A 12,620-nucleotide genomic window follows, 5' to 3' on the forward strand; every position below is an offset into this window, starting at 1 on the left:
TGCCGAGCGATTCGACTAGCCCCAACGCATCACAGCCAACAGCCACACCAGGGACAACGCGAACGCTATCCAGATGCTCCAGTCGGTGACGCCGATTACCAGCAAATGCAGGTAGGCGCTGCCGAGAAGACCGATAAACAGCCGATCGCCACGGGTGGTGGTAATCGGCAGAAAACCTTTTCGAAGAATGCTTGGCGAACGCAACTCCCAAGTCGTCATGCCCACCAGGATCAAGGCTATGACGCCGAAGAACGCCGCCGTCGGGCTGGTCCAACTCATCCATTCCATCATCAGTTCCTCATACCCGGCCCAGGGCAAAGCCCTTGGCCACGTGGTTGCGAACAAACCAGATCACCAGCATGCCCGGCAGGATGGTCAACACCCCCGCCGCTGCCAGCACGCCCCAGTCGATGCCGGACGCCGAGACCGTGCGGGTCATCACCGCGGCGATGGGTTTGGCGTTCACCGACGTCAGGGTTCGCGCCAGCAACAATTCGACCCAGGAAAACATGAAGCAGAAAAACGCCGTGACACCGATCCCGGAGCCGATCAGCGGAACGAAAATCTTCACGAAGAACTTGGGAAAGCTGTAGCCATCGATGTAGGCGGTTTCGTCGATTTCCTTGGGAACGCCAGACATGAAGCCCTCAAGAATCCACACCGCCAGCGGCACGTTAAACAGACAGTGAGCCAACGCCACCGCGATGTGCGTGTCGAACAAGCCGATCGAGGAATACAGCTGGAAGAACGGCAACAGGAACACCGCCGGCGGTGCCATGCGGTTGGTCAGCAGCCAGAAGAACAGGTGCTTGTCACCGAGGAAGCGATAACGCGAAAACGCATACGCCGCCGGCAACGCCACGGTCAGGGAAATAATCGTATTCATGCTGACGTAGTACGCCGAGTTGAGGTAGCCGGTGTACCAGCTCGGGTCGGTGAAGATCACCTTGTAGTTGGCGAAAGTGAAATCCTGGGGAAACAGCGTCAGGCCGCCGAGGATTTCGGTGTTGCTCTTGAAGGACATGTTCAGCAGCCAGTAGATCGGCACCAGCAGGAACAGGATGTAGACCAGCAGCGGAATCAGCTTTCTCTTGCTCATGGCAGGCCTCACCGATTGGCGTCAGAGTGAGTCATGGCGGTGTAGAACAGCCACGACACCAACAGGATGATCAGGAAGTACACCAGCGAGAAAGCCGCCGCCGGGCCGAGGTCGAATTGCCCTACGGCCATCTGGGTCAAGGTCTGACTCAGGAAGGTCGTGGCATTGCCCGGACCACCACCGGTCAGCACGAACGGTTCGGTGTAGATCATGAAACTGTCCATGAACCGCAGCATCACCGCGATCAGCAGCACGCTCTTGAGCTTGGGCAACTGGATGTGCCGGAACACCGCCCAGGCCGACGCCCGATCGATCCGCGCCGCCTGGTAATACACATCCGGAATCGCCCGCAGACCGGAGAAACACAACAACGCCACCAGCGACGTCCAGTGCCACACGTCCATCACCAACACCGTGACCCAGGCGTCCATGGTGTTGGCCGCATAGTTGTAGCTGATGCCCATGCCGTTGAGGCTGGACCCAAGCAAGCCGATGTCGGCCCGGCCGAAAATCTGCCAGATGGTGCCGACCACGTTCCACGGGATCAGCAGCGGAATCGCCAGGATAATCAGCACCAGCGACGACCAGCGGCCCTTGATCGGCATGGTCAGGGCGATGGCGATGCCCAACGGAATTTCAATCAACAACACGCAGGCGGAATAGATGAACTGGCGCAGCAGCGAGTCATGCAGCCTTGGGTCGAGCAACACCTGCTTGTACCAATCGGCGCCGACGAAATAGCGGCTGGACTGGTCGAAGATGTCCTGCACCGAATAGTTGACCACGGTCAYCATCGGGATCACCGCACTGAACGCCACCAGCAGGAACACCGGCAGCACCAGCCACCAGGCCTTGTTGTTCTGCACCTTGTTCATGGCAGCACCTCCAGCAAGTAATCATCGGCGTAGACCATCAGCCATTGCCCCGGGAAACTGATGTACGCCGTGCCCTCGGGCACCGGTTTGTCTTCGGCCAGGCGTACTTTCAGCAGCACGCCGTCGAGGTTCAGGGTCATGATTTTGTAGGTGCCCAGGTCCTCGACGTGTACGACCTTAGCCCGCAACGCGTCATCAAAGGCTTCCTCCCACACATGGACGAACTCCGGACGGATGCCGACCTTCAGGGTTTTCCATTCGCTGTCGGCGATCCGTTGCTGCATCGCGTGGGACAACGGCAAGTGAGTCCCGGCAAAACCGACACCGCCGGCCTGCGGCTGGACGTCGATCAGGTTCATCCCCGGGCTGCCGATGAAATAGCCGACAAAGGTGTGGCTCGGCCGTTCGAACAATTCCCGTGGCGTACCGAACTGCACGATCTGCCCGCCGTACATCACCGCGATCTTGTCGGCGAAGGTCGAGGCTTCGAGCTGATCGTGGGTGACGTAGACCATGGTGATGTTGAACTGCTCGTGGATCTGCTTGAGCTTGCGCCGCAGCTTCCACTTCAGGTGCGGGTCGATCACCGTCAGCGGTTCATCGAAGAGGATCGCCGACACGTCATCGCGCACCAGCCCACGGCCCATGGAGACTTTCTGCTTTTCATCGGCGGTGAGGTTACGCGCCTTCTTGTGCAGCAACGCCTGAAGGTCGAGGACTTCGGCGATTTCATGCACCTTGCTGAAAATCTTCGCTTCGACCATGCCCTGATTGCGCAGCGGGAAAGCCAGGTTGTCGAACACCGTCATGGTGTCGTAGACCACCGGAAACTGGAAAACCTGGGCGATGTTGCGCTTTTCCGGGGTCAGTTCGTTGACCACTTTGCTGTCGAACATCACCTGGCCCTGGGACGGGCTGAGCAACCCGGAAATGATGTTGAGCAAGGTCGACTTGCCGCACCCCGATGGCCCGAGCAGCGCATAGGCGCCGCCCTGCTCCCAGACGTGGTCCATCTCGCGGATCGCGTAATCCTCAGGGCCGGCTGGTGTGCGGGTGTAGCTGTGGGCAAGGCTCTGCAAACGGATTTCGGCCATCAGGCAACCCTCGCAATACGGCGACCGGGCGCCTGGACCAGCCGCCCCTGCATATCGAACACAAACAGTTTATGAGTCGGGATATAGATGCGAATCGGCGCATCGACGTCGTATTCGTGCACCCCCGGCAAGTGCAGCACCAACAGGAAATACTCGTTGCGCACGTGCAGGAAGGTTTCCGAACCGCTGATCTCGGCCACCTCGACGGTCACCGCCAGTTCCAGATCGTCGTCGTTGCTCGGCACCAGCGAGATATGGCTGGGACGCACGCCGAAACGGAACTCGCCCTCGCCCACCGGACGCAGATCGACGTTCAACGGGAAGTGCACGAAATTGGCGAAACTCACTTCGTTGCCGGCAATGCGCCCCGGCATCAGGTTGATCGGTGGCTCGGAGAACAACTCCGCCGCCAGCACGGTTTGCGGCTGGTGATAGACCTCGGAGGACTTGCCGCTCTGAATCACCCGGCCTTCGTGAAGAATCGTCGTGGTGCCGCCCAGCGCCAGGGCTTCGTTGGGTTCGGTGGTGGCGTAAATCGCGATGGTATTGCGCGCCTTGAACAGCTCGCGCATTTCCTGGCGCAGCTCTTCGCGCAGCTTGTAGTCGAGGTTGACCAGCGGCTCGTCGAACAGAATCAGCTCAGCGTCCTTGACCAGCGCCCGGGCCATGGCCGTGCGCTGTTGCTGGCCGCCGGAGAGCTCCAGTGGATGGCGCTGGAGAAACTTCTCGATGCGCAGCATCTTCGCGGTTTCCAGCACCTTGCTCTGGATCAACTCATTGGCAACGCCACCCTGACGCAGCGGCGAGGCGATGTTCTCGAACACCGTCATGGTCGGGTAATTGATGAACTGCTGATAGACCATCGACACATTGCGCAAACGCACCGGGCGCTGGGTGACGTCGACGCCGTTCATCAGGATGCGGCCGCTGTCGGGCTTGTCCAGACCGGCCATCAGGCGCATGAGGCTGGTTTTGCCGGACAGCGTGCGACCGAGCAAAACGTTGAACGATCCGGGTTCGAAATTAAGGCACGCATCGTCGATCCAGGTCTGGCCTTCGATGGTGCGGCTGACATGTTCCAGGATTAGTGACATGGCTCGGCCTTTTTTTATTTTTTGAGTCAAGCGACCGGAGCTACATAGCGACATCCGTGCCAAAAATCTCAAGCGTTTGATTTGGCTGGAAATCCCATCAAACAAGATAAAAATCGGATTCGTTGATGAACAGAAATGAACAACCACGAATGAACAACTGAACAATTCAACGATTGACAATGAACAAATGTGAACAACACTCTACGGATGTTTTTTGCGTGGCCCTCACGTGATGCAAAACCCATAAAAACAATAAAAGCTTGCCCAGAGATCGACCGCCATGGCCGTACCTGTCTCAAAGCGCTCCCACGACGCCATCATCCAGGACTCCTGGTCCCGCTGCCGCGCGTTCGGGCTCGATCATCAGAGCGCGCCAGCGTTCGATCAGCTACCGGCAGACGGCATCGCCCACTTGCTGGAAAGTCAGCATTCGCTGGTGCAAACCACCCATCAGGAAGTCCTGCCGTATTACGAAAACATCCTCAGCAACTCCAATTGCCTGATCATGCTCGCCGACAATCACGGCCAGGTGCTGACGTCGTGGGGTACCCAGCGTTTCATCGAGCCGAGCCTGACCCGCGGTTTCAGCGTCGGCGCCAGCTGGATGGAGCATTGCAGCGGGACCAATGCGATCGGCACCGCGCTGGCCTGCGAGCAGGCCGTGCACATCGAGCACGATGAACATTTCCTCAAGGCCAACCGCTTCATGACCGGTTCCGCCGCGCCGATTTTCGATGCCGAGCGCAAGGTGATCGCGGTGCTGGATGTGTCCAGCGACAGCTACCTGCCGCCCTCCCACACCCTGGGCATGGTCAAGATGATGAGCCAGACCGTGGAGAACCGGCTGATCCTCAACCTGTTCCACGGCCAGCATTTCCAACTGACCTTCAACACCGGGTTGAACAACCTCGACAGCCAATGGGCCGGGATGCTGATCTTCGATGAAACCGGTCAGGTACTGTCGGCCAACCGCCGGGCCGACAATCTGCTGGGCATCAGCCTGTCGCGGGTCAGCGTCGAAAGCCTGTTCAAAGTCTCGTTGATGGAACTGCTGAATCAGCCGGACGGCCTGCCGTTTTCCCTGCAAGCCTCAGGAAACAACCGTTTCCAGTGCGTGCTGAAACGACCGAAACAGGCGTCGATTCAGGCGCGGCTGTTTGCAGAAAAAAAGAGCACTGAAACGAAAAGCCCTGAAATAAAGTGCACTGAGCCCACCCTGGCAGCGCCCGCCGCGATCAGCCTCAACACCCTGCACTTTGGCGACAGCCGCGTGGAAAAAGCCGTGCGCCAGGCCGAACGTTTGCTGGAGAAGGACATTCCATTGTTGATCCACGGGGAAACCGGGGTCGGCAAGGAAGTCTTCGTCAAAGCCCTGCACCACGCCAGCTCACGCAGCAAACAACCGTTCATTGCCGTCAACTGTGCAGCGATCCCCGCCGAACTGGTGGAGTCCGAGCTGTTTGGCTACGAGAAAGGCGCGTTCACCGGCGCCAACCAGAAAGGCAGCATCGGGCTGATCCGCAAGGCCGACAAAGGCACCCTGTTCCTCGATGAAATCGGCGACATGCCGCTACCGACCCAGGCCCGGCTGCTGCGGGTATTGCAGGAACGTTGCGTACAACCGGTGGGCAGCAGCGAGTTGTTCCCGGTGGACATCCGGATCATCTCGGCGACCAACCGCTTGTTGCGCGAGCAGGTGCAGTTGGGGCGGTTTCGTGAGGATTTGTATTACCGCATCGGCGGTTTGACCCTGGAACTGCCACCGATCAGGGAGCGCAGCGACAAGCAGGCGTTGTTCAAGCGCTTGTGGGAGCAACACCGTGAACCGTCGCAGTGGGCCGGGTTGAGCCCCGAGGTGCTGGAACTGTTCAGCCGCCATCCGTGGCCGGGGAATTTGCGTCAGGTCAGCAGCGTGATGCAGGTGGCGTTGGCCATGGCCGAAGAGCAACCCGTACGGCCGGAACATTTGCCGGATGATTTTTTTGTCGATCTGGAGATGGAGCCGGTGGATACGCCGGAGCCGATAGCCGTTGATTTGAATGATGCCGAGGCATTGAATCGGCAATTGCAGGCGGCTGGGGGAAATATTTCGCACTTGGCGCGGCGGTTAGGGGTTAGTCGCAATACCCTTTACAAGCGGTTGCGCCAATTGGGGGATTGAAGGCTGCGATCTTTTGATCTTCAACCAAACAAACAAAAACCCGCACAAGTCGGGTTTTGTTTGTAGCAAACGCAGCGATCAGTCAGCCAGACGCCAGGTCGTGCCGCCCTTGCCGTCTTCCAGCACCACGCCCATGGCGGTGAGCTGGTCGCGGATGCGGTCGGATTCGGCCCAGTCTTTGTTGGCACGGGCAGTCAGGCGCGCCTGGATCAGTGCATCGACTTCAGCCGCGTCGACCCGCCCTTCGGCACCGGCCTGCAGGAAGTCATCGGCTTCAAGCTGCAATACACCCAGCACGCTGGCCAGTTCCTTCAAGCGTGCCGCCAGACCGGCCGCCGCATCCAGATCGCTCTCGCGCAGACGGTTGATCTCGCGGACCATCTCGAACAGCACCGCACAGGCTTCCGGCGTGCCGAAGTCGTCGTTCATCACCTGGGTGAAACGCTCGACGAAGGCTTCGCCGCCAGCAGGTGCCACTTTCGGCAGGCCTTTCAACGCATGGTAGAAACGCTCGAGGGCGCCCTTGGCGTCCTTGAGGTTGTCTTCCGAATAGTTGATCGCGCTGCGGTAGTGGCTCGACACCAGCAGGTAACGCACGACTTCCGGGTGGTACTTTTCGAGCACGTCGCGAATGGTGAAGAAGTTGTTCAAGGACTTGGACATCTTCTCGCCATTGATGCGAATCATGCCGCAATGCATCCACGCGTTGGCGTAGGTCTTGCCGGTGGCCGCTTCGCTCTGGGCGATTTCGTTTTCGTGGTGCGGGAACTCGAGGTCGCTGCCGCCGCCATGAATATCGAAGGTCTCGCCCAGGCAGCAGGTGGACATCACCGAGCACTCGATGTGCCAGCCCGGACGACCGTCGCCCCACGGCGATGGCCAGCTCGGCTCGCCTGGCTTGGCGCCTTTCCACAGCACGAAGTCCAGCGGGTCCTGTTTCGACTCGTCGACTTCGATTCGTGCGCCGATGCGCAGGTCTTCGATCTTCTTGCGCGACAGCTTGCCGTAGCCCATGAACTTGGCGACGCGGTAGTACACGTCGCCATTGCCCGGTGCGTAGGCGTAACCCTTGTCGATCAGGGTCTGGATCATCGCGTGCATGCCCGGGATGTGATCCGTGGCACGCGGCTCCATGTCCGGTTTTTTGATGTTCAGGCGCGCTTCATCTTCGTGCATCGCTGCGATCATGCGCTCGGTCAAGGCCTCGAACGACTCGCCGTTCTCGTTGGCCCGATTGATGATCTTGTCGTCGATATCGGTGATGTTGCGCACGTAGGTCAGGTCGTAACCGCTGAACCGCAACCAGCGGGTCACCAGGTCGAACGCGACCATGCTGCGGCCATGGCCCAGGTGGCAGTAGTCGTACACGGTCATCCCGCAGACGTACATGCGCACCTTGTTGCCATCCAGCGGCTTGAAGACTTCTTTGCTCTTGGTGAGCGTGTTGTAGATCGTAAGCACGACGGTTCCTTAAGACTTGATCACTGGCCCCACGAATCACGCAGGGTCACGGTACGGTTGAATACCGGAGCGCCCGGTTTCGAGTCCTTGATATCCGCGACGAAGTAACCTTCGCGCTCGAACTGGAAACGGTCTTCCGGCTGTGCGTTGCCCAACGAGGGTTCAGCACGACAACCGGTGAGGACTTGCAGTGAGTCAGGGTTGATGTTGTCCAGGAAACTGGCGCTGTCTTCGGCCTTCTCCGGGTTCGGAGAACGGAACAGACGATCGTACAGACGCACTTCGCACTCGACGCTGGCCGCAGCTGGCACCCAGTGCACCACGCCTTTGACCTTGCGGCCTTCGGGGTTCTTGCCCAGGGTGTCCGGATCGTACGAGCAACGCAGTTCGACGATGTTGCCGTCGGCATCCTTGATTGCTTCGTCGGCACGGATCACGTAGCTGCCGCGCAGACGCACTTCGCCGTTCGGCTCCAGGCGCTTGTAGCCTTTTGGCGGCTCTTCCATGAAGTCATCGCGGTCGATGTAGATTTCACGGGCGAACGGCAGCTTGCGCACGCCGAGTTCTTCTTTCTGCGGATGACGTGGCAGTTCGAGATTCTCGACTTGGTCTTCCGGGTAGTTGGTGATCACGACTTTCAACGGACGCAGCACGCACATGGCGCGCGGGGCATTCGCGTCCAGGTCCTGACGGATGCTGAACTCGAGCATGCCGAAGTCGACCACGCCATCGGAACGGTTGGTGCCGATCATGTCGCAGAAGTTGCGGATCGACGTCGGGGTGTAGCCACGGCGGCGGAAGCCCGACAGCGTGGACATGCGCGGATCGTCCCAGCCATTGACATGTTTCTCGTCCACAAGCTGCTTGAGCTTGCGCTTGCTGGTGATGGTGTAGTTCAGGTTCAGACGGCTGAATTCGTACTGACGCGGGTGCGCCGGTACTGCCAGGTTGTCGAGGAACCAGTCATACAGTGGACGATGGCTTTCGAACTCCAGGGTGCAGATCGAGTGGGTGATGCCTTCAATGGCGTCCGACTGACCGTGGGTGAAGTCGTAGTTCGGGTAGATGCACCACTTGTCGCCGGTCTGGTGGTGATGGGCATGACGGATGCGATACATGATCGGGTCGCGCAGGTTCATGTTCGGCGAGGCCATGTCGATCTTGGCCCGCAGCACACGTGCGCCGTCCTTGAATTCGCCGGCCTTCATGCGAGCGAACAGGTCGAGGTTTTCCTCAACCGAGCGGTCGCGGAACGGGCTGTTCTTGCCCGGCTCGGTCAGGGTGCCACGGTATTCCTTGGCCTGTTCGGGGGTCAGGTCGTCGACATAGGCCTTGCCGGCCTTGATCAGCTCTACCGCCCAGTCATGCAACTGGTCGAAATACTGCGAGGCGTAGCGCACTTCACCGGACCATTCGAAGCCCAGCCATTTGACGTCGCTTTCGATCGCGTCGATGTATTCCTGGTCTTCCTTGGCCGGGTTGGTGTCGTCGAAACGCAGGTGCGTGACGCCGCCGAATTCCTGGGCCAGGCCGAAGTTCACACAGATCGACTTGGCGTGACCGATGTGCAGGTAACCGTTGGGCTCAGGCGGAAAACGGGTAACGATCTGCGTGTGCTTACCCGAGTCCAGGTCCGCCCGGATGATCGGGCGCAGGAAATTGACCGGCACGGCAGGGCCGGTCTTGGAATTCGAGGTAGGGTCGACAGTGGGCTTGCTCATAGGATCCTTGAACGTACAAGTGCGCGGCCAGTTGGCCAAATCAAAGCGGCTGTTATAAATCAAAGGGGCTTATCATAGCCGATGCTGTCAAGTGGCTGACAGAGCAGGCCGGCAATCGGTTGCATTTAATCGGCCGGCGATGAAAAACAGCCTCGAAATTCGCGTCCGGCACGCTAAACTGCGCACCTTGGCCGACACTGGCCGGACCGGTTGAGGGCCAAAGCGCCCCTAACCCACGAATTTCTATAAAGAGTACTGATCATGACTCAAGTCAAACTGTCTACCAACTTCGGCGACATCGTCCTGAAACTGAACGCTGAAAAGGCACCGCTGACCGTTGCCAATTTCATCGAATACGTCAAGGCCGGTCACTACGAAAACACTGTTTTCCACCGCGTCATCGGTAACTTCATGATCCAGGGCGGCGGTTTCGAGCCTGGCATGAAAGAAAAGAAAGACAAGCGCCCAAGCATCCAGAACGAAGCCGACAACGGCCTGCCGAACAAGAAGTACAGCGTTGCCATGGCCCGCACCATGGAGCCGCATTCGGCTTCCGCGCAATTCTTCATCAACGTGGCTGACAACAGCTTCCTGAACCACAGCGCCAAGACCGTTCAGGGCTGGGGCTACGCGGTATTCGGCGAAGTGGTTGAAGGCACCGACGTCGTCGACAAGATCAAAGGCGTGGCCACCACCTCCAAGGCCGGTCACCAGGACGTACCTGCAGACGACGTGATCATCGAGAAAGCCGAGATCATTGAGTGATACTGCTGATTTCAGACTTGCATCTGGAAGAGGAGCGCCCGGACATTACCCGGGCGTTTCTGGATTTGCTCGCTGGACGCGCCCGCTCGGCGAGTGCGTTGTACATTCTGGGCGACTTTTTCGAGGCGTGGATTGGCGACGATGCCATGACAGCCTTCCAGCGTTCCATCTGCCAGGCCCTGCGTAATTTGAGCGACAGCGGCACGGCCATTTTCCTGATGCACGGCAATCGCGACTTCATGCTCGGCAAGGCCTTCTGCAAAGCGGCCGGCTGTACCTTGCTCAAAGATCCGAGTGTCGTGCAGTTTTACGGCGAGCCGGTGCTGTTGATGCACGGCGACAGCCTCTGCACCCGCGACGTAGGTTATATGAAGCTGCGGCGCTACCTGCGTAACCCGATCACCCTGTTCATCCTGCGCCATCTGCCTTTGGGCACCCGGCATAAACTGGCGCGCAAGCTGCGCAGTGAAAGCCGTGCGCAAACGCGGATGAAGGCCAATGACATTGTCGATGTCACGCCGGAAGAAGTGCCGCGGGTCATGCAGGCCTATGGTGTGAAAACCTTGATCCACGGCCACACCCATCGCCCCGCCATCCACAAGTTGCAGATTGGCGAGCAGGCGGCCAAGCGCATTGTGCTGGGGGATTGGGACCGTCAAGGCTGGGCGTTGCAGGTGGATGAGCAAGGGTTTGCGTTGGCGCCGTTTGATTTTGGTAACCCAATCCTCCTGTAGGAGCGAGGCTTGCCCGCGAAGGCGGATATTTACGTAGACTGACACGCCGCCTTCGCGGGCAAGCCTCGCTCCTACAAGAGGTCACTCAGTGGCCGGAAGCAGCCGGCCCCGCCTTCGCCGCAAACGGCGGTTTCGCCAGCCATACCAGCAGAATCAAGCCCATGAACGCCCACCCCAGCAACGTGAAGTAATCCACGGTGGAGAGCATGTACGCCTGGCTGGTCAGTACATGATCTAGTTGCGCGTAGGCCGGGTTGCCCGCCCCGCCCAGCGTGTTCAACGCCTCCCGGGTTGCCGGCTCATAGGTGGTGATGCTTTCACTCAGATACGCATGGTGCTGATCGGCCCGGCGAATCCAGATCCAGGTGGTCAACGACGCCGCAAAACTACCGCCCAGGGTACGCAGGAAGGTCGCCAGCCCCGCGCCGTCGGCAATCTGGCTCGGCGGCAGGTCCGACATCAAAATGCTCAAGGTCGGCATGAAGAACAGCGCCACGCCAATGCCCATGAACAGCTGCACCAGGGCGATGTGCTGGAAGTCCACTTCGTTGGTAAACCCGGCGCGCATGAAACAACTCAAACCGATGCACAGGAACGCGCCACCGGCCAGCAATCGCAGGTCGAATTTGTGCGCGTACCTACCGACAAACGGCGACAACACCACCGGCAGAATGCCGATCGGTGCCACCGCCAGGCCAGCCCAGGTGGCGGTGTAGCCCATCTGGGTTTGCAGCCATTGCGGCAGGATCAGGTTGATGCCGAAGAACCCGGCGTATCCGCCCACCAGCACGATGGTGCCGATGCGGAAGTTGCGGTAGGCGAACAGCCGCAGGTTGACCACCGGGTGTTTGTCGGTCATTTCCCAGATCACGAACACTGCCAGCGCAATCACCGAAATAGCCGCGCCGATGATGATGAAGTTCGACTCGAACCAGTCCAGGTCATTGCCCTTGTCGAGAATCACCTGCAACGCGCCAACGCCAATGATCAAGGTGATCAGACCCACGTAATCCATCGGCTGGTAACTGGTCTCCACCGGGCGCGCCTTGAGTTGCTGGCGCACCACCATCACGGCGAAAACCCCGATCGGCACGTTGATGAAGAAGATCCACGGCCAGCTGTAGCTGTCGGTGATCCAGCCACCGAGGATGGGACCTGCAATCGGCGCCACCACCGTGACCATCGCCAGCAACGCCAGGGCCATGCCGCGCCTCGCGGGCGGATAGACCGCGATCAACAGCGTCTGGGTCATGGGGTACAACGGCCCGGCCACCAGGCCTTGCAGTACCCGAAAGCCGATCAGCTCCGGCATCGAAGTCGAGATACCGCACAGAAACGACGCCAGCACGAACAGCATCGTCGCCCAGAGAAACAGTTTCACCTCACCAAAGCGCCGGCTGAGCCAACCCGTCAGCGGCAGCGCGATGGCGTTGCTCACGGCAAACGAGGTGATCACCCAGGTGCCCTGCTCCGAACTCACGCCCAGGTTGCCGGAAATCGTCGGCAAAGCCACGTTGGCGATGGTGGTGTCGAGCACTTGCATGAACGTCGCCAGCGACAGGCCGATGGTGCTGAGCACCAGGCTGGGCGGCGAGAAAGAGGCGTTATGGCTCATC

11 protein-coding genes are annotated in these 12,620 nt (G+C 59.5%); 3 read left to right on the top strand and 8 right to left on the bottom strand.

Translation table 11 applies throughout. The annotated features are described in order from the left end of the window. Positions 1–15: 15 nt before the first annotated feature. Genes AC1DIS_RS12185 through AC1DIS_RS12205 form a run of 5 tightly spaced genes read right to left on the bottom strand, consistent with a single transcriptional unit; the run spans position 16 to position 4,162 of the window. A complete protein-coding gene (locus tag AC1DIS_RS12185; protein WP_026345728.1) occupies positions 16–288 on the bottom strand; it encodes a DUF2160 domain-containing protein in 273 nt (90 codons plus the stop codon). 10 nt (positions 289–298) lie between these two features. After that, positions 299–1,099 (bottom strand): carbohydrate ABC transporter permease, encoded by an 801-nt coding sequence (locus tag AC1DIS_RS12190; protein ID WP_018925489.1) that lies wholly within the window; start codon positions 1,097–1,099, stop codon positions 299–301. An 8-nt stretch (positions 1,100–1,107) separates the two neighbouring features. Beyond that, positions 1,108–1,974, bottom strand: coding sequence for a carbohydrate ABC transporter permease (locus AC1DIS_RS12195; protein ID WP_477780895.1), 867 nt, complete (start codon positions 1,972–1,974; stop codon positions 1,108–1,110). Further along, a complete protein-coding gene (locus AC1DIS_RS12200) occupies positions 1,971–3,068 on the bottom strand; it encodes an ABC transporter ATP-binding protein (protein WP_111454073.1) in 1,098 nt (365 codons plus the stop codon). Before AC1DIS_RS12200 ends, AC1DIS_RS12195 begins: the two co-directional genes overlap by 4 nt. After that, on the bottom strand, positions 3,068–4,162 hold the full coding sequence (locus tag AC1DIS_RS12205; protein WP_018925486.1) for an ABC transporter ATP-binding protein: 1,095 nt from the start codon (positions 4,160–4,162) through the stop codon (positions 3,068–3,070). The genes AC1DIS_RS12200 and AC1DIS_RS12205 overlap by 1 nt, the downstream gene beginning before the upstream one ends. Positions 4,163–4,442: 280 nt before the next feature. Here AC1DIS_RS12205 and AC1DIS_RS12210 point away from each other — a divergent pair, with 280 nt between their 5' ends. Next, on the top strand, positions 4,443–6,323 hold the full coding sequence (locus AC1DIS_RS12210; RefSeq protein WP_086944997.1) for a sigma-54-dependent Fis family transcriptional regulator: 1,881 nt from the start codon (positions 4,443–4,445) through the stop codon (positions 6,321–6,323). 78 nt (positions 6,324–6,401) lie between these two features. Here AC1DIS_RS12210 and cysS read toward each other — a convergent pair whose 3' ends face one another. Together cysS and AC1DIS_RS12220 are read right to left on the bottom strand one after the other, a co-directional pair. Further along, a complete protein-coding gene (cysS, locus tag AC1DIS_RS12215; RefSeq protein ID WP_111454075.1) occupies positions 6,402–7,784 on the bottom strand; it encodes a cysteine--tRNA ligase in 1,383 nt (460 codons plus the stop codon). 20 nt (positions 7,785–7,804) lie between these two features. Further along, on the bottom strand, positions 7,805–9,505 hold the full coding sequence (locus tag AC1DIS_RS12220) for a glutamine--tRNA ligase/YqeY domain fusion protein (protein WP_477748842.1): 1,701 nt from the start codon (positions 9,503–9,505) through the stop codon (positions 7,805–7,807). A gap of 261 nt (positions 9,506–9,766) precedes the next feature. Between AC1DIS_RS12220 and AC1DIS_RS12225 the strand changes: the two genes are divergently transcribed. Next, positions 9,767–10,270, top strand: coding sequence for a peptidylprolyl isomerase (locus AC1DIS_RS12225; protein WP_018925482.1), 504 nt, complete (start codon positions 9,767–9,769; stop codon positions 10,268–10,270). Further along, entirely contained in the window at positions 10,267–11,004 is a 738-nt protein-coding gene (gene lpxH / locus AC1DIS_RS12230) for a UDP-2,3-diacylglucosamine diphosphatase (protein ID WP_477743711.1), read from the top strand. Before AC1DIS_RS12225 ends, lpxH begins: the two co-directional genes overlap by 4 nt. An 85-nt stretch (positions 11,005–11,089) precedes the next feature. On the opposite strand, the gene AC1DIS_RS12235 is transcribed toward lpxH, so the two are convergent. Continuing rightward, positions 11,090–12,619, bottom strand: coding sequence for a DHA2 family efflux MFS transporter permease subunit (locus AC1DIS_RS12235; RefSeq protein ID WP_018925480.1), 1,530 nt, complete (start codon positions 12,617–12,619; stop codon positions 11,090–11,092). Position 12,620: the final 1 nt, after the last annotated feature.

It is taken from the genome of Pseudomonas sp. 05N433, assembly GCF_056396925.1.

Bases quoted from the DNA above. Each gene is read 5' to 3' on its own strand.
- AC1DIS_RS12225 (WP_018925482.1), top strand. From the start codon at position 9,767: ATGACTCAAGTCAAACTGTCTACCAACTTCGGCGACATCGTCCTGAAA.
- AC1DIS_RS12190 (WP_018925489.1), bottom strand. From the start codon at position 1,099: ATGAGCAAGAGAAAGCTGATTCCGCTGCTGGTCTACATCCTGTTCCTG.
- AC1DIS_RS12205 (WP_018925486.1), bottom strand. From the start codon at position 4,162: ATGTCACTAATCCTGGAACATGTCAGCCGCACCATCGAAGGCCAGACC.
- AC1DIS_RS12200 (WP_111454073.1), bottom strand. From the start codon at position 3,068: ATGGCCGAAATCCGTTTGCAGAGCCTTGCCCACAGCTACACCCGCACA.
- AC1DIS_RS12210 (WP_086944997.1), top strand. From the start codon at position 4,443: ATGGCCGTACCTGTCTCAAAGCGCTCCCACGACGCCATCATCCAGGAC.
- AC1DIS_RS12220 (WP_477748842.1), bottom strand. From the start codon at position 9,505: ATGAGCAAGCCCACTGTCGACCCTACCTCGAATTCCAAGACCGGCCCT.
- AC1DIS_RS12185 (WP_026345728.1), bottom strand. From the start codon at position 288: ATGGAATGGATGAGTTGGACCAGCCCGACGGCGGCGTTCTTCGGCGTC.
- AC1DIS_RS12235 (WP_018925480.1), bottom strand. From the start codon at position 12,619: ATGAGCCATAACGCCTCTTTCTCGCCGCCCAGCCTGGTGCTCAGCACC.